Origin of the sequence: Citrobacter sp. Cpo142, from assembly GCF_030332425.1 — a bacterium.
In the GTDB taxonomy this organism is placed as follows: domain Bacteria; phylum Pseudomonadota; class Gammaproteobacteria; order Enterobacterales; family Enterobacteriaceae; genus Citrobacter; species Citrobacter portucalensis.
On record NZ_JAOWHW010000109.1, the window covers coordinates 1 to 18,070 of the forward strand.

The 18,070-nt window shown below is 51.8% G+C and carries 20 protein-coding genes and 1 other annotated feature; of the genes, 14 read left to right on the plus strand and 6 right to left on the minus strand.

What is annotated here, in order from left to right; all coding sequences use genetic code 11:
- Positions 1 to 28: 28 nt before the first annotated feature.
- Both OGY18_RS06695 and OGY18_RS06700 read right to left on the minus strand, forming a co-directional pair.
- Complete coding sequence (locus OGY18_RS06695) at positions 29 to 922, minus strand: glycosyltransferase family 2 protein (protein WP_286552338.1); 894 nt, start codon at positions 920 to 922, stop codon at positions 29 to 31.
- The gene (locus OGY18_RS06700) at positions 919 to 1,281 is read right to left on the minus strand and encodes a GtrA family protein (protein WP_286552340.1); all 363 of its coding nucleotides are present in this window, start codon (positions 1,279 to 1,281) and stop codon (positions 919 to 921) included. The genes OGY18_RS06695 and OGY18_RS06700 overlap by 4 nt, the downstream gene beginning before the upstream one ends.
- A gap of 384 nt (positions 1,282 to 1,665) precedes the next feature.
- On the opposite strand from OGY18_RS06700, the gene thrS reads away from it, so the two are divergent.
- The 14 genes from thrS to selO all read left to right on the plus strand — a co-directional run bounded on the left by thrS (position 1,666) and on the right by selO (position 14,447).
- Complete coding sequence (thrS, locus tag OGY18_RS06705; protein WP_003832572.1) at positions 1,666 to 3,594, plus strand: threonine--tRNA ligase; 1,929 nt, start codon at positions 1,666 to 1,668, stop codon at positions 3,592 to 3,594.
- Positions 3,595 to 3,597: 3 nt separating this feature from the next.
- Positions 3,598 to 4,140 (plus strand): translation initiation factor IF-3, encoded by a 543-nt coding sequence (gene infC, locus OGY18_RS06710; protein WP_048997935.1) that lies wholly within the window; start codon positions 3,598 to 3,600, stop codon positions 4,138 to 4,140.
- A gap of 96 nt (positions 4,141 to 4,236) precedes the next feature.
- Entirely contained in the window at positions 4,237 to 4,434 is a 198-nt protein-coding gene (rpmI, locus tag OGY18_RS06715; protein ID WP_003030583.1) for a 50S ribosomal protein L35, read from the plus strand.
- 55 nt (positions 4,435 to 4,489) lie between these two features.
- Positions 4,490 to 4,846, plus strand: coding sequence for a 50S ribosomal protein L20 (gene rplT / locus OGY18_RS06720; RefSeq protein WP_003030578.1), 357 nt, complete (start codon positions 4,490 to 4,492; stop codon positions 4,844 to 4,846).
- 120 nt (positions 4,847 to 4,966) lie between these two features.
- Positions 4,967 to 5,091, plus strand: a sequence feature (Phe leader region).
- Positions 4,972 to 5,016: a pheST operon leader peptide PheM gene (gene pheM / locus OGY18_RS06725; RefSeq protein ID WP_001386830.1), complete on the plus strand. Its 45-nt coding sequence runs from the start codon at positions 4,972 to 4,974 to the stop codon at positions 5,014 to 5,016. It overlaps the preceding feature by 45 nt.
- A 124-nt stretch (positions 5,092 to 5,215) precedes the next feature.
- A complete protein-coding gene (gene pheS, locus OGY18_RS06730) occupies positions 5,216 to 6,199 on the plus strand; it encodes a phenylalanine--tRNA ligase subunit alpha (RefSeq protein ID WP_003832580.1) in 984 nt (327 codons plus the stop codon).
- A gap of 15 nt (positions 6,200 to 6,214) precedes the next feature.
- On the plus strand, positions 6,215 to 8,602 hold the full coding sequence (gene pheT, locus OGY18_RS06735; RefSeq protein ID WP_032943162.1) for a phenylalanine--tRNA ligase subunit beta: 2,388 nt from the start codon (positions 6,215 to 6,217) through the stop codon (positions 8,600 to 8,602).
- Positions 8,603 to 8,606: 4 nt separating this feature from the next.
- A complete protein-coding gene (ihfA, locus tag OGY18_RS06740) occupies positions 8,607 to 8,906 on the plus strand; it encodes an integration host factor subunit alpha (RefSeq protein ID WP_003030571.1) in 300 nt (99 codons plus the stop codon).
- Positions 8,907 to 9,027: 121 nt separating this feature from the next.
- Positions 9,028 to 10,008: a vitamin B12 ABC transporter permease BtuC gene (btuC, locus tag OGY18_RS06745; RefSeq protein ID WP_003832584.1), complete on the plus strand. Its 981-nt coding sequence runs from the start codon at positions 9,028 to 9,030 to the stop codon at positions 10,006 to 10,008.
- Between the two features lie 60 nt (positions 10,009 to 10,068).
- Positions 10,069 to 10,620, plus strand: a complete 552-nt coding sequence (locus OGY18_RS06750; RefSeq protein WP_181508700.1) for a glutathione peroxidase — start codon at positions 10,069 to 10,071, stop codon at positions 10,618 to 10,620.
- Positions 10,620 to 11,369: a vitamin B12 ABC transporter ATP-binding protein BtuD gene (gene btuD / locus OGY18_RS06755; protein WP_126318325.1), complete on the plus strand. Its 750-nt coding sequence runs from the start codon at positions 10,620 to 10,622 to the stop codon at positions 11,367 to 11,369. Before OGY18_RS06750 ends, btuD begins: the two co-directional genes overlap by 1 nt.
- A 77-nt stretch (positions 11,370 to 11,446) precedes the next feature.
- Entirely contained in the window at positions 11,447 to 11,911 is a 465-nt protein-coding gene (locus OGY18_RS06760) for an NlpC/P60 family protein (RefSeq protein WP_003832591.1), read from the plus strand.
- Positions 11,912 to 12,229: 318 nt separating this feature from the next.
- On the plus strand, positions 12,230 to 12,943 hold the full coding sequence (locus OGY18_RS06765) for an EAL domain-containing protein (RefSeq protein ID WP_063941497.1): 714 nt from the start codon (positions 12,230 to 12,232) through the stop codon (positions 12,941 to 12,943).
- Between the two features lie 61 nt (positions 12,944 to 13,004).
- Positions 13,005 to 14,447 carry a protein adenylyltransferase SelO gene (gene selO, locus OGY18_RS06770; protein WP_286547105.1) on the plus strand — a complete coding sequence of 481 codons (1,443 nt, stop codon included), beginning with the start codon at positions 13,005 to 13,007 and terminating at the stop codon, positions 14,445 to 14,447.
- Here selO and OGY18_RS06775 read toward each other — a convergent pair.
- From OGY18_RS06775 to chuS, 4 genes are read right to left on the minus strand one after another with little or no spacing between them, the layout of a single operon-like run.
- On the minus strand, positions 14,444 to 15,223 hold the full coding sequence (locus OGY18_RS06775; RefSeq protein WP_126318321.1) for a heme ABC transporter ATP-binding protein: 780 nt from the start codon (positions 15,221 to 15,223) through the stop codon (positions 14,444 to 14,446). The genes selO and OGY18_RS06775 overlap by 4 nt on opposite strands.
- Complete coding sequence (locus OGY18_RS06780) at positions 15,216 to 16,208, minus strand: FecCD family ABC transporter permease (RefSeq protein WP_286547107.1); 993 nt, start codon at positions 16,206 to 16,208, stop codon at positions 15,216 to 15,218. Before OGY18_RS06780 ends, OGY18_RS06775 begins: the two co-directional genes overlap by 8 nt.
- Complete coding sequence (locus OGY18_RS06785; RefSeq protein WP_286552343.1) at positions 16,208 to 17,029, minus strand: heme/hemin ABC transporter substrate-binding protein; 822 nt, start codon at positions 17,027 to 17,029, stop codon at positions 16,208 to 16,210. The genes OGY18_RS06780 and OGY18_RS06785 overlap by 1 nt, the downstream gene beginning before the upstream one ends.
- Entirely contained in the window at positions 17,026 to 18,057 is a 1,032-nt protein-coding gene (chuS, locus tag OGY18_RS06790) for a hematinate-forming heme oxygenase ChuS (RefSeq protein ID WP_126318316.1), read from the minus strand. Before chuS ends, OGY18_RS06785 begins: the two co-directional genes overlap by 4 nt.
- Positions 18,058 to 18,070: the final 13 nt, after the last annotated feature.

Sequence of the window (18,070 nt, forward strand, 5' to 3'; positions counted from 1 at the left end):
AAATCGGCCCAGATCCGCGAAATTTTAATCAGCGAGTCAGCTTGGGAAGAAATGACCTGCTTATTCGCACCTTCCCTAGCACACCAATCCCGATAAGTTGAATACCTCCCAAAAAAAGTATCGATACTATGATAGATGGGTACCCTCTTACTGGGTTGTCAAAAAACAAAGTATCTACAATCATCCAAAATCCATAACTTAATGAAAGAAATGCTATAAAGAAACCAATATATGTCCACATCCGTAATGGGAAAGTAGAGAAACTGGTAATCCCCTCTAAAGCTAAATTCCACAACTTCCAGCCATTGAATTTAGTGCTGCCAGCCACTCGTTCAGCGCGGGCATATTCGACCACATCAGTTTGGCCGCCCACCCAGCTCAAAACACCTTTCATGAAGAGATTGCGCTCAGGCAGTAGCTTAATGTTCTCTACCACACTTCTGGACATGAGGCGGAAGTCACCGACATTCTCCTCGATTTGAGGGTTGCTGATTTTGTTATGCAGCTTATAGAACCACTCGGCCGTTTTACGCTTTAGCCGGCCATCGGTTGAGCGATCAGAACGCTTGGCAAGTACCATGTCCGCGCCTGCCTGCCACTTCTCTATCAAATGAGGGATAACCTCAATTGGATCCTGCAGGTCGACATCAATTGGGATAATAGCTTCGCCGGTTGCATGATCAAGTCCGGCGAACAAAGCTGGCTCCTTGCCAAAGTTGCGAGTGAATGACAGTATAACCACGAGCGGATCGGATATAGCCAAAGCGTTAATAATTGATTCTGTCGCGTCTTTGCTGCCGTCATTGATAAAAACTATCTCGACTTCATGCTGCTTAAGCCTTTCATATTCCCGAACCGTTTTATAGAAAATCGGTATTGTGGCCTCTTCATTAAAGACCGGAACGACCAACGAGATTTTCATTTCGCAACCCTAAAGACAATGAATTTTGAATAGATAAAACCGCACACCAGACTGATGGCGGAGAACACTATTAACGTGATGATAGGAGCCATGCCTGACTTGTCTGCCGCCCAACCAATTGCCGTGCTCAGGGAGCCCATGAACCCGGCATAAAGCATGTATCGTATAGTCGTAGCGGATGCGTTGAATGTGAATTTAGCATTGGCATAGAAACTGAAAGAAACGGCGATGACGAAACCTGCGAAGTTCGCCAGAGCTTGATTTGTGTGCAATACGTAAATGCATACAGCAAACACAACCCAGTGAATTAATGTGTTAATAATGCCGATAGATGTATACTTAGCAAATAGCTTTAACATTATAAAAATCAGTGAATTCTTAAAGCAGAGAAGTTTAGCATCAGTAAATGGATCGATCGATACCTGATATCGGGGGGGGGGGGATAAAAATGAGACACATAAAGCTTTGCATCGGTTTGCAAGGATTTGTGTTCATCTTTTCTTAGCCGATCGCGCCCATTTCTGCAAGACAATTTGAATCAATGTGAAACAGAGTGGTGCAATCACCACTTTTTTAGTGTTACCATCGTTTTACCGGGTGAGGGGCTGAGGATGTCAGTTTTTCATTTGTGTACCAATTTAGCGATTGTTGGTTAGATGGTTGCACAACTTACTGTAAACAAATAAATTTTCTCTTTGTATGTGATCTTACGTGTGGGTCACCACTGCAAATAAGGATATAACATGCCTGTTATTACTCTTCCTGATGGCAGCCAACGCCATTACGACCACGCTGTAAGCCCCATGGATGTTGCGCTGGACATCGGTCCAGGTCTGGCGAAAGCCACTATTGCTGGCCGTGTTGACGGTGAGCTGGTAGATGCTTCCGATCTGATTGAGCATGATGCGAAGCTCTCCATCATCACCGCGAAGGATGAAGAAGGTCTGGAGATCATTCGTCACTCCTGTGCGCACCTGTTAGGGCACGCGATCAAACAACTCTGGCCGCACACCAAAATGGCGATCGGACCGGTTGTTGATAACGGTTTTTACTACGATATCGATCTTGACCGTACGTTAACCCAGGAAGACGTCGACGCGCTCGAGAAGCGGATGCACGAGCTCGCTGAGAAAAACTACGATGTCATTAAGAAGAAAGTCAGCTGGTACGAAGCGCGTGAAACCTTCGTGAAGCGTGGCGAGACCTATAAAGTCTCCATTCTTGATGAAAACATTGCCCATGATGACAAGCCCGGCTTGTACCATCATGAAGAATATGTCGATATGTGCCGTGGCCCGCACGTGCCGAACATGCGTTTCTGCCATCACTTCAAACTGATGAAGACCGCAGGGGCATACTGGCGTGGCGACAGCAATAACAAGATGCTGCAGCGTATTTATGGTACTGCATGGGCAGATAAAAAAGCCCTGAATGCCTACCTGCAACGTCTGGAAGAAGCAGCCAAACGCGATCACCGTAAAATCGGTAAACAGCTTGACCTGTATCATATGCAGGAAGAAGCACCGGGTATGGTGTTCTGGCACAACGATGGCTGGACTATCTTCCGTGAACTGGAAGTATTCGTTCGCTCAAAACTGAAAGAATACCAGTATCAGGAAGTGAAAGGTCCGTTCATGATGGACCGTGTGCTGTGGGAAAAAACAGGTCACTGGGACAACTACAAAGATGCAATGTTCACCACCTCTTCTGAGAACCGTGAATACTGCATTAAGCCAATGAACTGCCCAGGCCACGTGCAGATCTTTAATCAGGGTCTGAAATCCTATCGCGATCTGCCGCTGCGTATGGCTGAGTTTGGTAGCTGCCACCGTAATGAACCGTCAGGTGCGCTGCATGGCCTGATGCGTGTTCGTGGCTTCACTCAAGATGATGCACATATCTTCTGTACTGAAGAGCAGATTCGTGATGAAGTTAACGCGTGCATTCGTATGGTCTACGATATGTACAGCACCTTTGGCTTCGAGAAAATCGTCGTCAAACTGTCCACTCGCCCCGAAAAACGTATCGGTAGCGATGAAATGTGGGACCGTGCTGAAGCTGACCTGGCCGTTGCGCTGGAAGAAAACAACATCCCGTTTGAGTTCCAACTGGGTGAGGGCGCGTTCTACGGTCCGAAAATTGAATTTACCCTGTATGACTGCCTCGATCGTGCATGGCAGTGCGGTACTGTACAGCTGGACTTCTCCCTGCCGTCCCGTTTAAGCGCCTCTTACGTTGGCGAAAACAACGAGCGTCAGGTTCCGGTTATGATTCACCGTGCAATTCTTGGGTCGATGGAACGTTTCATCGGTATCCTGACCGAAGAGTTCGCTGGCTTCTTCCCGACCTGGCTCGCGCCGGTTCAGGTTGTGGTCATGAACATCACCGATTCTCAGTCTGAATACGTTAACGAATTAACGCAGAAACTACAAAATGCGGGTATTCGTGTAAAAGCAGACTTGAGAAATGAGAAGATTGGCTTTAAAATCCGCGAGCACACTTTACGTCGTGTCCCTTACATGTTGGTCTGTGGCGACAAAGAGGTAGAAGCAGGCAAAGTTGCCGTGCGCACCCGTCGTGGCAAAGACTTGGGCAGCCTGGACGTAAATGAAGTGATTGAGAAGCTGCAACAAGAGATTCGCAGCCGCAGTCTTCAACAACTGGAGGAATAAGGTATTAAAGGCGGAAAACGAGTTCAAACGGCACGTCCGAATCGTATCAATGGCGAGATTCGCGCCCTGGAAGTTCGCTTAACAGGTCTGGAAGGCGAAGCTTTGGGTATTGTGAGTCTGAGAGAAGCGATCGAAAAAGCTGAAGAAGCTGGAGTAGATTTAGTTGAAATCAGCCCTAACGCCGAACCGCCAGTTTGTCGTATTATGGACTACGGCAAGTTCCTTTATGAAAAGAGTAAGTCTTCTAAGGAACAGAAGAAAAAGCAAAAAGTTATCCAGGTTAAGGAAATTAAATTCCGTCCTGGCACCGACGATGGCGATTACCAGGTAAAACTCCGCAGCCTGGTACGCTTTCTGGAAGATGGCGATAAGGCTAAGATCACGCTGCGTTTTCGCGGTCGTGAGATGGCCCACCAACAGATCGGTATGGAAGTGCTCAACCGCGTCCGTGACGATCTGAGTGAACTGGCAGTAGTCGAATCCTTCCCTACGAAGATCGAAGGCCGCCAGATGATCATGGTGCTCGCTCCTAAGAAGAAACAGTAAGGCCTTCAAGTAGCAATGTCTGTGGAGCCTACGGGTTCCACAGCCGTTGTTCGCCTACGTTTCGTTTATTAACAATGCGAAGTGGAAGTTATTAAAATGCCAAAAATTAAGACCGTACGCGGTGCTGCTAAGCGTTTCAAAAAAACCGGTGGTGGTGGATTTAAGCGTAAGCACGCAAACCTGCGTCATATTCTGACCAAAAAATCTACTAAGCGTAAACGTCACCTGCGTCCAAAAGGCCTCGTGTCTAAAGGCGATCTGGGTCTGGTTATCGCGTGCCTGCCGTACGCATAAGCCGTTAACGTTTAATTCATTTTTTTACTAAGAATATAGATACAGGAGAGCACATATGGCTCGCGTAAAACGTGGTGTAGTTGCCCGTGCACGTCACAAGAAAATTTTGAAACAAGCTAAAGGCTACTACGGTGCGCGTTCTCGCGTATACCGCGTTGCCTTCCAGGCTGTTATCAAAGCTGGTCAGTACGCTTATCGTGACCGTCGTCAGAAAAAGCGTCAGTTCCGTCAACTGTGGATTGCGCGTATCAACGCAGCAGCACGTCAGAACGGTATTTCTTACAGCAAATTCATCAACGGCCTGAAAAAAGCCTCTGTTGAAATCGACCGTAAGATCCTGGCTGACATCGCAGTATTCGACAAAGTAGCGTTCACCGCTCTGGTCGAAAAAGCGAAAGCAGCTCTGGCATAAGCCGGTGAAAAGAGGGAGCCTGGCTCCCTCTCTTTTATTTGTAGAGTAATCAATTAGTTGACAATTTATCCGTAAGCCTTTTCAATAAAGGTTGTCCGGTTTTTACCACACAAGGTAACGCAAGCATGAATGCTGCTATTTTCCGCTTCTTCTTTTACTTTAGCACCTGAACTCAGGAGGCTTGCGCGTGAAAGAAGAAACGGAAAACAGCGCCTAAAAGCCTCCCTGGTGGAGGCTTTTTTTATACGCGTCATCTTTCAAGTTGTCTCTGTATTGGCTGCATTCGCTCTTTGGCCGCGTTGATACAACTTGAATGATTTTGCGTATATACGAGCGACTAGTGAATATCGCAACATAACGAGGAAAACCATGTCACATCTCGCAGAGCTGGTTGCCAGTGCAACGGCCGCCATTAACCAGGCTTCAGATGTTGCCGCGTTAGACAATGTCCGCGTCGAATATTTGGGCAAGAAAGGGCACTTGACCCTTCAGATGACAACCCTGCGCGAACTGCCGCCAGAAGAGCGCCCGGCAGCAGGTGCGGTGATTAACGAAGCTAAAGAGCAGGTACAGCAAGCGCTGAACGCACGTAAGGCCGAATTAGAAAGCGCTGCGCTGAATGCTCGTCTGGCTGAAGAAACGATCGATATCTCCCTTCCTGGGCGTCGTATCGAAAACGGCGGTCTGCATCCTGTAACGCGTACAATCGACAGGATTGAAAGTTTCTTCGGTGAGCTGGGCTTTACCGTGGCGACCGGTCCGGAAATCGAAGATGACTATCATAACTTCGATGCGCTCAACATTCCTGGCCATCACCCGGCGCGTGCTGACCACGACACTTTCTGGTTTGACGCGACGCGTCTGCTGCGCACGCAGACTTCCGGCGTGCAGATCCGCACCATGAAAGAAAAACAGCCGCCGATCCGTATTATCGCCCCGGGCCGCGTATATCGTAACGATTACGATCAGACTCACACCCCAATGTTCCACCAGATGGAAGGGCTGATTGTTGATACCAACATCAACTTCACCAACCTGAAAGGCACGCTGCACGATTTCCTGCGCAACTTCTTTGAAGAAGACCTGCAGGTTCGTTTCCGTCCTTCCTACTTCCCGTTCACTGAACCATCTGCGGAAGTTGACGTGATGGGCAAAAACGGCAAATGGCTGGAAGTGCTGGGCTGCGGGATGGTTCACCCGAACGTGTTGCGTAATGTTGGCATCGATCCGGAAATCTATTCCGGCTTTGCATTCGGTATGGGTATGGAGCGTCTGACCATGCTGCGTTACGGCGTTACCGATCTGCGTTCTTTCTTCGAAAACGATCTGCGTTTCCTCAAACAGTTTAAATAAAGGCAGGATAAAACAATGAAATTCAGTGAACTGTGGTTACGCGAATGGGTAAATCCGGCGATTGATAGCGATGCGCTGTCAAACCAAATCACGATGGCGGGTCTGGAAGTTGACGGTGTGGAACCTGTTTCCGGCGCGTTTAACGGCGTTGTGGTAGGTGAAGTGGTTGAATGCGGCCAACACCCTAACGCTGACAAACTGCGTGTCACCAAAGTGAATGTAGGCGGCGACCGCCTGCTGGATATCGTCTGCGGTGCGCCAAACTGCCGTCAGGGGTTGAAAGTGGCTGTGGCAACCGTTGGTGCCGTTCTGCCGGGCGATTTCAAAATTAAAGCCGCGAAACTGCGCGGTGAACCATCTGAAGGCATGCTGTGCTCGTTCTCCGAGCTGGGTATTTCCGACGATCATAACGGGATTATCGAACTGCCAGCCGATGCGCCAATTGGCACCGATATCCGTGAATACCTGAAGCTTGACGACAACACCATCGAAATCAGCGTCACGCCGAACCGCGCCGACTGCTTAGGCATCATCGGTGTAGCGCGTGACGTTGCTGTACTGAACAAAGCCCCGCTGGTTGAGCCGGAAATCGCGCCAGTAGCCGCGACCATTAGCGACGTCCTGCCGATTCAGGTCGAAGCCGTGGAAGCCTGCCCACGCTATCTGGGCCGCGTGGTAAAAGGCATCAATGTTAAAGCGCCGACCCCGCTGTGGATGAAAGAAAAACTGCGCCGTTGCGGTATTCGTTCTATCGATGCCGTGGTCGACGTGACTAACTATGTGCTGCTCGAACTGGGCCAGCCGATGCACGCATTCGACAAGGACCGCATTGAAGGCGGAATTGTTGTCCGTATGGCAAAAGAAGGTGAGACCCTGGTATTGCTGGACGGAAGCGAAGCGAAGCTGAATGCAGATACGCTGGTGATTGCGGACCACAACAAAGCGCTGGCGATGGGCGGCATCTTTGGTGGCGAACATTCCGGCGTGAACGATGAAACACAAAACGTCCTGCTGGAATGTGCATTCTTCAGCCCGCTGTCTATTACCGGTCGCGCGCGTCGTCACGGCCTGCACACCGATGCATCTCACCGCTATGAGCGTGGTGTCGATCCTGCGCTGCAACATAAGGCCATGGAACGTGCAACGCGCCTGCTGATTGATATCTGCGGCGGTGAAGCGGGCCCAGTCATTGACGTGACGAACGAAGCCACGCTGCCAAAACGCGCAACCATTACGCTTCGCCGTAGCAAACTGGATCGTCTGATCGGACACCATATTGCCGATGAGCAGGTGAGCGACATTCTGCGTCGTCTGGGTTGTGACGTGACGGAAGGGCAGGATGAGTGGAAAGCGGTCGCGCCGAGCTGGCGTTTCGATATGGAAATCGAAGAAGACCTGGTCGAAGAAGTCGCCCGCGTATACGGTTATGACAATATCCCGAATACGCCGATTCAGGCGGGTCTTATCATGGGTACGCATCGTGAAGCGGATTTGTCGCTGAAACGTGTAAAAACCATGCTGAATGACAAAGGCTACCAGGAAGTAATTACCTATAGCTTCGTCGACCCGAAAGTCCAGTCGCTGCTGCACCCGGGTGAAGAAGCGCTGCTGCTGCCAAGCCCAATCTCTATTGATATGTCGGCAATGCGTTTGTCCCTGTGGACCGGCTTGCTGTCTACGGTAGTGTATAACCAGAATCGTCAGCAGAACCGCGTACGTATTTTCGAAACGGGTTTACGTTTCGTGCCAGATACGCAGGCCAACCTCGGGATCCGTCAGGATCTGATGCTGGCTGGCGTGATCTGCGGTAACCGTCATGATGAACACTGGAATCTGGCAAAAGAGACCGTTGATTTCTATGATCTGAAAGGCGATCTGGAAGCAGTTCTCGACCTGACCGGAAAACTGGCGGACATTCAGTTCAAAGCTGAAGCGAATCCAGCACTGCATCCGGGTCAGTCTGCGGCGATTTATCTGAAAGGTGAACGTATTGGTTTCATTGGGGTTGTTCATCCTGAACTGGAACGTAAACTGGATCTGAACGGTCGCACTCTGGTGTTTGAACTGGAGTGGAATAAGCTCGCAGACCGCGTGGTGCCTCAGGCGCGTGAAGTTTCTCGCTTCCCAGCGAACCGTCGCGATATCGCAGTCGTTGTGGCAGAAAACGTTCCCGCTGCGGATATTTTATCCGAGTGTAAGAAAGTTGGCGTAAATCAGGTAGTTGGCGTAAACTTATTTGACGTGTACCGCGGTAAGGGTGTTGCGGAGGGCTATAAGAGCCTCGCTATCAGCCTGATCCTTCAGGATACCAGCCGTACACTTGAAGAAGAGGAGATTGCCGCTACCGTCGCCAAATGTGTAGAGGCATTAAAAGAGCGATTCCAGGCATCATTGAGGGATTGAACCTATGGCGCTTACAAAAGCTGAAATGTCAGAATATCTGTTTGATAAGCTTGGGCTTAGCAAGCGGGATGCCAAAGAACTGGTCGAGCTGTTTTTCGAAGAGATCCGTCGTGCTCTGGAAAATGGTGAGCAGGTAAAACTCTCTGGTTTTGGTAACTTCGATCTGCGTGATAAGAATCAACGTCCGGGCCGTAACCCGAAAACGGGCGAAGATATTCCCATTACAGCACGGCGCGTGGTGACCTTCAGACCCGGACAGAAGTTAAAAAGCCGGGTTGAAAACGCAACGCCCAAAGAAGAGTGATTTAACGATACGCAGAGTATGACGCGTATAACTAAAAAGGCCGCTATGCGGCCTTTTTCCTTTTCACTACCGAATCAGCACCGTAGAATCACCTCCATCTCTTTTCAGCAGAATGGAAAACATGCTGACTTTCGCCCATCAACAGCAGCGTCGAAACGTACGCTGGATACTGTCACTGTCAGTACTTATGCTACTGGCAACGATTCTAAGCTTGTGCGCAGGAGAACAATGGATCGCTCCCGGCGACTGGTTCAGCGCCCGCGGCGATCTGTTCGTCTGGCAAATTCGACTTCCCCGTACCCTTGCCGTTTTGCTGGTAGGCGCTGCATTGGCCTTATCTGGCGCAGTGATGCAAGCTCTGTTTGAAAACCCGCTCGCAGAGCCGGGATTACTGGGCGTATCTAACGGCGCGGGAGTCGGGCTTATCGCGGCGGTGCTGCTGGGGCAGGGGCAACTCCCCGGCTGGGCGTTGGGCCTTTGCGCCATTGCCGGGGCGCTGATTATCACGCTTATTTTGCTACGTTTCGCCCGTCGACATCTGTCTACCAGCCGTCTGCTGCTGGCGGGGGTGGCGCTGGGGATAATCTGTAGCGCGCTGATGACATGGGCTATCTACTTCTCTACCTCGTTTGACTTACGACAGCTGATGTACTGGATGATGGGGGGCTTCGGTGGCGTAGACTGGCATCAGGCTTGGCTCATGGTGGCGTTGATTCCGGTACTGGTGTGGATCTGCTGTCAGTCGCAGCCGATGAATATGCTGGCGTTAGGAGAAACTTCTGCGCGTCAGCTGGGACTGCCATTATGGTTCTGGCGCAACCTGCTGGTGGTTGCCACAGGCTGGATGGTTGGCGTGAGCGTGGCTCTGGCAGGGGCGATTGGTTTTATTGGGCTTGTGATCCCGCATATTTTGCGACTGTGCGGCCTCACCGATCACCGTGTTTTACTGCCAGGTTGTGCGTTGGCTGGCGCAATCGCATTATTGTTTGCTGATGTTGTCGCGCGTTTGGTGCTGGCCTCGGCTGAGTTACCTATCGGCGTGGTAACGGCCACTATGGGTGCGCCGGTATTTATCTGGCTATTGTTAAAAGCCGCGCGCTAGAACGCGTTGGTTCGGTCTATGATTAAAAACTGAAAATCCACCTGTTGTTCTGGAGATGCTATGCAAAACACTATCCTCGATACAGAAGTGACGACCATCGACGGCGAGGTTACCTCACTGCAGCCGTATTCCGGGAATGTGCTGTTAATCGTCAACGTTGCTTCAAAATGTGGGCTGACGCCGCAGTACGAGCAACTGGAGAATCTGCAGAAAGCCTGGCACCAACAGGGCTTCAGCGTTCTTGGTTTCCCTTGCAATCAGTTTCTGGGCCAGGAGCCGGGCAGCGAAGAGGAAATAAAAACGTATTGCAGTACCACCTGGGGCGTTACCTTTCCAATGTTCAGCAAAATTGATGTTAACGGCGAGGGACGCCATCCGCTGTACCAGAAACTGATTGATGCCGCGCCAAAGGCCGTTGCGCCTGCGGATAGCGGGTTCTATGAGCGAATGGCGAGCAAAGGTCGTGCGCCGCTCTACCCGGACGATATTCTGTGGAATTTTGAGAAGTTTTTAGTGGGTCGCGATGGAAAAGTGCTGCAACGATTCTCACCGGATATGACGCCTGAGGATCCCATCCTGGTGCAAACCATCAAGCAGGCGCTGGCAAACTAATGTCTCGATTGATGCAGCTACAGGATGTCGCGGAATCGACCCGTCTCGGCCCGCTTTCTGGTGAGATAAAAGCAGGAGAGATCTTGCATTTAGTGGGACCAAACGGTGCCGGAAAAAGTACGCTGTTGGCGCGTATGGCGGGTCTGACAAACGGAGAGGGCAGTATCACTTTTGGTGATATGCCGTTGGAGGAATGGCCGGCCGCCAGGCTGGCGCAATATCGCGCCTATCTTGCGCAACAGCAAAATCCGCCGTTTGCCATGCCGGTCTGGCATTTTCTGACGCTGCATCAACCCGACAAAGAACGCACCGATCTGTTACAGGAGATCGCCGATGCGCTCGGTCTGGGAGATAAACTGGGGCGCGGCGTGAACCAACTCTCCGGCGGTGAGTGGCAGCGTGTGCGCCTGGCTGCGGTTATCCTGCAGATTTGCCCACAAGCGAATCCATTAGGTCAGCTTTTACTGCTGGATGAGCCGATGAACAGTCTGGACGTCGCGCAACAAAACGCACTGGACCGACTGTTGAGTCAGCTGTGTTTGCAGGGCATAGCGATTGTGATGAGTAGCCATGACCTTAATCACACCTTACGCCATGCGCATAAAGCCTGGCTACTCAAACGCGGGAAACTGCTTGCCAGTGGTGCACGAGATACGGTACTGACGCCGGCCAATCTGTCTGCGGCCTATGGCGTCAACTTCCGACGTTTGGATATTGAAGGGCACAGAATGCTCATATCAACCACTTAAGTGAAATGGGTTCTTGAAAATCATATAATTTCCACGCTAAATTGGCATAAAAATAAAATTCAGAGGATTCGTACTGAATGCGCTTTTGGCTCCTTTTCATCACAGCATTGTTTTTGGCGGGCTGCAGCAGCCATCGTGCGCCTGCGCCAAATGCCCGCTTGTCGGATTCTATTGCCGTTATCGCCGGTCTTAATGATCAGCTCCAAACCTGGCATGGCACACCCTATCGTTATGGCGGTATGAGTCGTAGTGGGGTGGATTGTTCTGGATTTGTTTTGATGACGATGCGCGATAAATTCGACCTGCAACTTCCGCGCGATACGCGTACGCAATCAAAGATTGGTACCGAAATTGATAAAGATGATTTGCTGCCAGGCGATCTGGTTTTCTTTAAAACCGGGTCTGGGGAAAGCGGTCTGCATGTTGGTATTTACGATACCAATAATCAGTTTATTCATGCTTCAACCAGCCGTGGCGTGATGCGCTCGTCTCTGGATAACGTTTACTGGCGTAAAAACTTTTGGCAGGCACGACGTATTTAATCCCCCGTAACTCCGAGGCTGCCATCGAGTGTGCAGCCTCAACATCACCATTTGAAAGTTAACTTTTATTTCTGCTTTTGGTTAGACAATACCCCTGAACATTAAGAGCGTATCTTGCTAAAAATATGATTTATTCCGAGATATTAAAAAGTGCAAAGCTGGATATTCGCTTATAATCAGGATAAGCTAAAAAAAAGGATTCGATTTACCGGCTAAAAAGGGAAAAATGAAAGGGCCTCTACTTGCATCAGCAGTAACGTATTTCTCCATCCTTTGCTACAGGATGCCGGATAACACCCATGCAGCGGGGCTGGCACGATGATTGTTTCACTGGATAATCTTTACCATTCTGAGTTCTCTTTTCTTCCTGCGAGAAGCGAAAAAGGCGATCTTGAATTCGTCGATATCATCACCAGTTTCGCCAGTGCGCATGGAGATGTGCGTATACCCACCGAGCTGGTCCTACCTCGGATGTCAGACGACGAACAATGTCGTTTATTTGTAGAAAAACTAGAATTAATCGAAACGTGCCAACATTTTTTTATTCAGCGAAAAGTATCCGCCTGGATTAATTTAACGCCAGCAGTTGCTAATACTTTATTATCAGATACTGAACTTGCTTCACAAGTTGAACGATTTTCATTTCTGGAGCTGACTATTAATGAAAGCTATCCGGAGTTAAACAAAGGTAAAGATAATCCAATATTGGCCGCACTTGCTGCGCGATTTCCATTAGTCCTGACAAACTATGGTTCTGGTGGTATATCAACCCGGGCAATTTTTGACGGCCTGTTCAAACGCGTCGTGCTGGATAAAAACTTTGTTCAACAAAGGATTGCACATATTTCGTTTGAACCGTTTATGCGGGCTATTCTGGCGCAACTATCGCCCAGCTGTGAGTCAATAATCATTAGCGGAATTGATACACAAGAGATGCTGGAGCGCGTCTTGCCTGTGGGATTCAGTGCCATGCAGGGAGGATTGTGGCCTGCGGTGCCTCCTGCGCAGATAATTTCGCTCGCTAAGATATAACCCTTTTATTTGCTGGTGTTTAACAGACTATTAACAGTCTACACTAGAGACAGGAGGCCCTATGACCCTGTCTTTTACCACTCGCTGGCGTGATGAACTACCAGCAACCTATACCGCGCTTTCACCCACCCCTCTGAAAAACGCGCGCCTTATCTGGCATAACGATGCGCTGGCGGAGCAATTAGCAATTCCTGCGGCGCTATTTGATATTCCGACTGGTGCAGGCGTTTGGGGAGGCGAATCGTTGCTTCCCGGGATGTCGCCTTTAGCCCAGGTTTATAGTGGGCATCAGTTCGGCGTCTGGGCTGGTCAGCTTGGCGACGGACGTGGGATCCTGCTGGGCGAACAACACCTCGCGGATGGTTCAACGTTTGACTGGCACCTGAAAGGCGCCGGACTCACGCCGTATTCCCGCATGGGTGATGGGCGTGCCGTGCTGCGCTCGACCATTCGTGAAAGCCTGGCCAGTGAAGCGATGCATTACTTGGGAATACCGACCACGCGGGCATTGTCGATTGTCACCAGCGACACGCCGGTTTATCGCGAAACGGTCGAAGCGGGGGCGATGCTCATTCGCGTGGCGCAAAGCCATATGCGGTTTGGCCATTTTGAGCATTTTTACTATCGCCGAGAGCCGGAAAAAGTGCGCCAGTTGGCTGACTTTGCGATTCGCCATTACTGGCCGCAATGGCAGGAAGAAGCCGATAAGTATCAGCTGTGGTTTAACGATGTTGTCACGCGTACTGCGACGTTAATCGCTGACTGGCAGGCGGTAGGATTTGCACATGGTGTTATGAACACGGACAACATGTCGATTCTGGGTCTGACGATGGATTACGGTCCATTCGGTTTTCTTGATGATTACGTGCCCGATTATATCTGCAACCACTCTGACAACCAGGGGCGATACAGTTTCGATAATCAACCGGCCGCCGCGTTGTGGAACCTGCAACGTCTGGCGCAAACCCTGTCGCCATTTATCCCGGTCGAGGCGCTCAATGATGCGCTGGACAGTTACCAGCTGGCGCTGTTAACTCGCTACGGTCAGCGGATGCGGCAAAAGCTCGGCTTCTTTAGCGAGCAGAAAGACGATAACGAACTGCTTGGCGAACTGTTTAGCCTGATGGCGCGAGAAAGAAGCGACTATACGCGAACGTTTCGCATGCTCAGCGAAACGGAGCAGCACAGTGCGCAATCTCCGTTGCGCGATGAGTTTATCGACCGCGCAGCATTTGACGACTGGTTCACGCGGTATCGCTCGCGCCTTCAGCAAGACAATATTGCCGATGCAGTCAGACAAACACAGATGAAGGCGGCAAATCCGGCGATGGTATTACGTAACTGGCTGGCGCAACGGGCGATTAGTCAGGCAGAGCAGGGGGATTACGCGGAACTGCACCGGTTGCACCAGGCGTTGCGTACCCCGTTTGCCGATCGTGATGATGACTATGCCAGCCGTCCACCTGACTGGGGCAAACGGCTGGAAGTGAGTTGTTCAAGCTAAGGGGCCAGAAATACCTGCGGGGAGGCGTTGGCCGGATGCTGGCCAACGTGTACCTGAGCACCGTACCAGCGCTTCAGATCATCGGCCTGTAACACAGTTTCCGGTGTTCCCTGAGACACCAGCCTGCCGTTGTGCAGCAGCACTATTCTGTCTGCCCACAGTGCAGCGAGGTTCAGATCGTGAAGCACAATGCACACATGCAGCCCACCCGAAGCGGTTAGCGTTTTTAGCATGCGCAACAAATGCTGCTGGTGGTAAAGATCCAGCGCGGAGGTCGGTTCATCAAGGAATAACCAACCGCGAGGTGCACCGTCGCACCAGAGTTGCGCCAGCGCACGGGCTAACTGCACTCGCTGTTGCTCGCCGCCGGAAAGCGCGGCGTATTGCCGGCCTGCCAGAGGCGTACATCCGGTCATCTCCATTACCTGTGCAATAAGCCCAGGTTCCGGTCGTTGGCTCCAGGGCGCGCGCCCCATCGTGATGACGGCCTCTACCGGCCAGTCAAACCCCAACTGTGTTTGCTGACGCATCACCGCCCGGTGTCGTGACAGCTTCTGGGTAGGCCACTCCTCCAGCGGTTTGCCCGACAGCACGCAGCGCCCGGTAGCCGGTTTCAGAAAACCGGTCAGCAAGCGTAGCAGAGTGGATTTCCCCGCACCGTTTGGGCCGATCAGCGCCACCAGTTCACCTTTTTTAAGGGCGAGCGATACATTGTCAATTACCGCTCTGCCAGCTACGTGATAATGAAGCTCTTCAGCGATGAAATGCTCAGCCATGCGGTCCTCGCTGACGAAAAATAAGCCATAAAAACCACGGTGCGCCGAGAAGACTGGTCAACAGTCCGACCGGCATCTCCGCAGGCGCAACCGCCGTACGGGCCAGTGTGTCTGCAATCAGCAATAAAAACGCGCCCGCCAGCACGGAACCCGGAATAACGGCCCGATGGTCTGAGCCGAGCCACATACGTATTAAATGTGGGATGACCAACCCGATAAAGCCAATCACGCCGCTTACCGCCACGGCTGAGGCAACCAGTAATGCGCTACAAAGCAGCAAAATACGCTGGATTGTACGCACATCAACGCCGAGATAATGCGCCTCTTCCTCACCCAGCTGCAGAAGATTCAGCGCCGGAGCAAGTCGCCAGATGATCAGCACCGTCGGGATTGTCAGTGAAGTGACAGCCAACAGTGTGGACCACTGCGCGGCCCCCAGACTTCCCATTCCCCATAGCGACAGCTGGCGCAGTTGCGCATCATTACTGACCCACGACAAAACGCCAACCGCCGCCCCACAGAGCGCGTTAATGGCAATGCCGACCAGCAGCAGGCGTGAGAGTGAACCGTCGCGCTGTTGGCTAAGGATAAAAATCACTACGGTTGCCGCCAGAGCGCCGAAAAAAGCGGCCAGCATTGGAGCATACAACATCAGCAGCGCGGGCAAGGAGACAGGCAGCACCACCCACAGGGCCACAGCGCAGGCGGCACCACTGCTTATTCCCAGTAATCCAGGGTCTGCAAGTGGATTGCGAAACAACCCCTGCATCACGCAGCCAGCGAGCGCCAGAGAGCCGCCAATCACCAGCGCCAGCAGGACGCGGGGCAGACGAATCGTGAGCCAGATTTGACGCAGTGCCTCATCGCCATCACGCCAGAGCAGACTTACCGGCAGGCGCAACGCGCCAAAACCGGTAGCCAGAACCGTTATTACAACCAGCATCAATGCCAACATCCACAACGAACAGGTGATCCGCCGGGACATCAGGGCAATTGCTCCGCTTTAGCACGAAGCTGCAAAATAGCCTGTGGCGTGCGAACGCTGAAGCCCAACAGCGCCATATCGTCAACCTGCAATACCTGTTTATTCCTGCCGGCAGGTGTTTGCGCAAGTCCCGGTAGCGCCCACAGGTTTGCCTCGCCACCCATTGCCTTAACGCCTTCTTGTGAAATCACTACCAGATCGGGCTGGCTGGCAATGACGCCTTCTTGTGATAGCGGCTGATAGCGATTAACGCCCTGCATCGCGTTGCGTAATCCTGCGGCACGAATCGCCGCATCGGCTCCGGTTTGCTGGCCCGCCGCCATCGCGGTCATCCCGCCATGATTGAGAATAAACAGCACACGTTTATTAAGTTCAGATGACGGGAGCGTCGCCAGTTCCTGACGTAACGTTGCGCGCAGCGTTTCGCCGTCGGCCTCCCGATGAGTAGCCTCGGCGATAACCCGAACTTTTTCATCAATCGCGTTAAGATCGTTGCTTGCCGGGATCGTGACAACCCTGACATTGCTCTGCTCGATCTGTTTTAACACCAGAGAAGGCTGCGCCTGCGCGCTGGCAAGGACCAGCGTAGGGCGTGTGGCAAGGATCCCTTCGGCGTTGAGCTGGCGCAAATAACCAACATCAGGTAACGCGGTTGCCGCAGCAGGCCACTGGCTGGTGCTGTCTCTCGCCACAAGGGAGGGTTGTACTCCCAGTGCGTATACGATCTCGGTGACATCGCCACCGAGGGCAACAACCCGTTCCTCGGACGCAGCCAGCGCCGCGAGGGGCAGCAGCGCGATCAGGGTCAGCAGTTTTTTCATGCAGCCAGTCCTTTCGGCGTCAGAGCGTCAATCTGTGCGCGCCATTGCGTCTGCTCCGGCTCGCCTTCCGTACGTTGACCATACAGTTGTGCGATTTGCGTACCGTCGGCAGCAAACAGTTCCAGACTGGTGACGTGACCATCGGCGGTCGGTTTGCGCGTCACCCACGTTTCGGCCACGCTTTCTTCCAGCAGATGCAGGGTAAAGGTTGGGTTGAAGATGTTCAGCCAGCCTTTCATCGGTACCAGTTTTTCAATCACGCCGGTAAAAATCTGTACGCAGCCGCGGTTACCCACAAAAACCATAATTTCGTTGCCATCCTGACGCGCGGTGTCGAGTAACTGCGCCAGTGCACTATTAGAAACCTTACAGGCCAGATCGTCGCCCACCAGATTAAATGCCTGTTGGCGGGTGAGTTCATGGCGTTTCAGCAGACCGAAGAACTGGTGGACATCGGTCATCGCTCGCCACTCTTGATCAACGGTCTGTGCATCGACCGTGACGGCGGCAGGCGCAGAATTGTTGGCGGGTTGCAGCACCAGCGGCGGATTTTCTGCAAAGATGAAACGGGTCAGCAACGCCGCCCATTCCTCAACGAGGGTATTTTGCGTGGTATAGACCTTCAGCAGTGCGTCTCCCTGATGGTCGAAGAACTGAATGCTCTGACGCTCACCATGGGCGGTTGTTTCGCTGATATGAAAGGTGCTGGCCCACTGATTCAGGAACAGACGCAGATCGAGGGCGCGCGGATTGAGAACCAGCCCAGCATGGCCGTTGAGGTGCTGATTGGTAAAAGCACCCACCTGCTCATGTACTGCGTATTCATTGCGGCAAATACATTTGGTTTCGCCCACTGTTTCCAGTGCGCTGAGAATTTCACGCACTTCGCCACGTAAGCGCCAGGCGTCGTGACCGACACGTGCAAAGGTCAGTTCGGCTTCGCTAATATTCATCAACCCCGCAATATCACGTGCGTATTTGCCAGGATTTTCTTTCTTCAGTTCCAGCCAGCGTGTGTAATGATTCATTGTCTCTTCCTTC

Excerpts from the sequence above, each read along its gene's own strand:
- pheT (WP_032943162.1), top strand. The coding sequence starts at position 6,215 with ATGAAATTCAGTGAACTGTGGTTACGCGAATGGGTAAATCCGGCGATT.
- OGY18_RS06695 (WP_286552338.1), bottom strand. The coding sequence starts at position 922 with ATGAAAATCTCGTTGGTCGTTCCGGTCTTTAATGAAGAGGCCACAATA.
- btuC (WP_003832584.1), top strand. The coding sequence starts at position 9,028 with ATGCTGACTTTCGCCCATCAACAGCAGCGTCGAAACGTACGCTGGATA.
- OGY18_RS06765 (WP_063941497.1), top strand. The coding sequence starts at position 12,230 with ATGATTGTTTCACTGGATAATCTTTACCATTCTGAGTTCTCTTTTCTT.
- chuS (WP_126318316.1), bottom strand. The coding sequence starts at position 18,057 with ATGAATCATTACACACGCTGGCTGGAACTGAAGAAAGAAAATCCTGGC.
- thrS (WP_003832572.1), top strand. The coding sequence starts at position 1,666 with ATGCCTGTTATTACTCTTCCTGATGGCAGCCAACGCCATTACGACCAC.
- OGY18_RS06775 (WP_126318321.1), bottom strand. The coding sequence starts at position 15,223 with ATGGCTGAGCATTTCATCGCTGAAGAGCTTCATTATCACGTAGCTGGC.
- OGY18_RS06750 (WP_181508700.1), top strand. The coding sequence starts at position 10,069 with ATGCAAAACACTATCCTCGATACAGAAGTGACGACCATCGACGGCGAG.
- OGY18_RS06700 (WP_286552340.1), bottom strand. The coding sequence starts at position 1,281 with ATGTTAAAGCTATTTGCTAAGTATACATCTATCGGCATTATTAACACA.
- OGY18_RS06760 (WP_003832591.1), top strand. The coding sequence starts at position 11,447 with ATGCGCTTTTGGCTCCTTTTCATCACAGCATTGTTTTTGGCGGGCTGC.
- ihfA (WP_003030571.1), top strand. The coding sequence starts at position 8,607 with ATGGCGCTTACAAAAGCTGAAATGTCAGAATATCTGTTTGATAAGCTT.
- OGY18_RS06785 (WP_286552343.1), bottom strand. The coding sequence starts at position 17,029 with ATGAAAAAACTGCTGACCCTGATCGCGCTGCTGCCCCTCGCGGCGCTG.
- btuD (WP_126318325.1), top strand. The coding sequence starts at position 10,620 with ATGTCTCGATTGATGCAGCTACAGGATGTCGCGGAATCGACCCGTCTC.
- pheS (WP_003832580.1), top strand. The coding sequence starts at position 5,216 with ATGTCACATCTCGCAGAGCTGGTTGCCAGTGCAACGGCCGCCATTAAC.
- rplT (WP_003030578.1), top strand. The coding sequence starts at position 4,490 with ATGGCTCGCGTAAAACGTGGTGTAGTTGCCCGTGCACGTCACAAGAAA.
- selO (WP_286547105.1), top strand. The coding sequence starts at position 13,005 with ATGACCCTGTCTTTTACCACTCGCTGGCGTGATGAACTACCAGCAACC.
- OGY18_RS06780 (WP_286547107.1), bottom strand. The coding sequence starts at position 16,208 with ATGTCCCGGCGGATCACCTGTTCGTTGTGGATGTTGGCATTGATGCTG.
- rpmI (WP_003030583.1), top strand. The coding sequence starts at position 4,237 with ATGCCAAAAATTAAGACCGTACGCGGTGCTGCTAAGCGTTTCAAAAAA.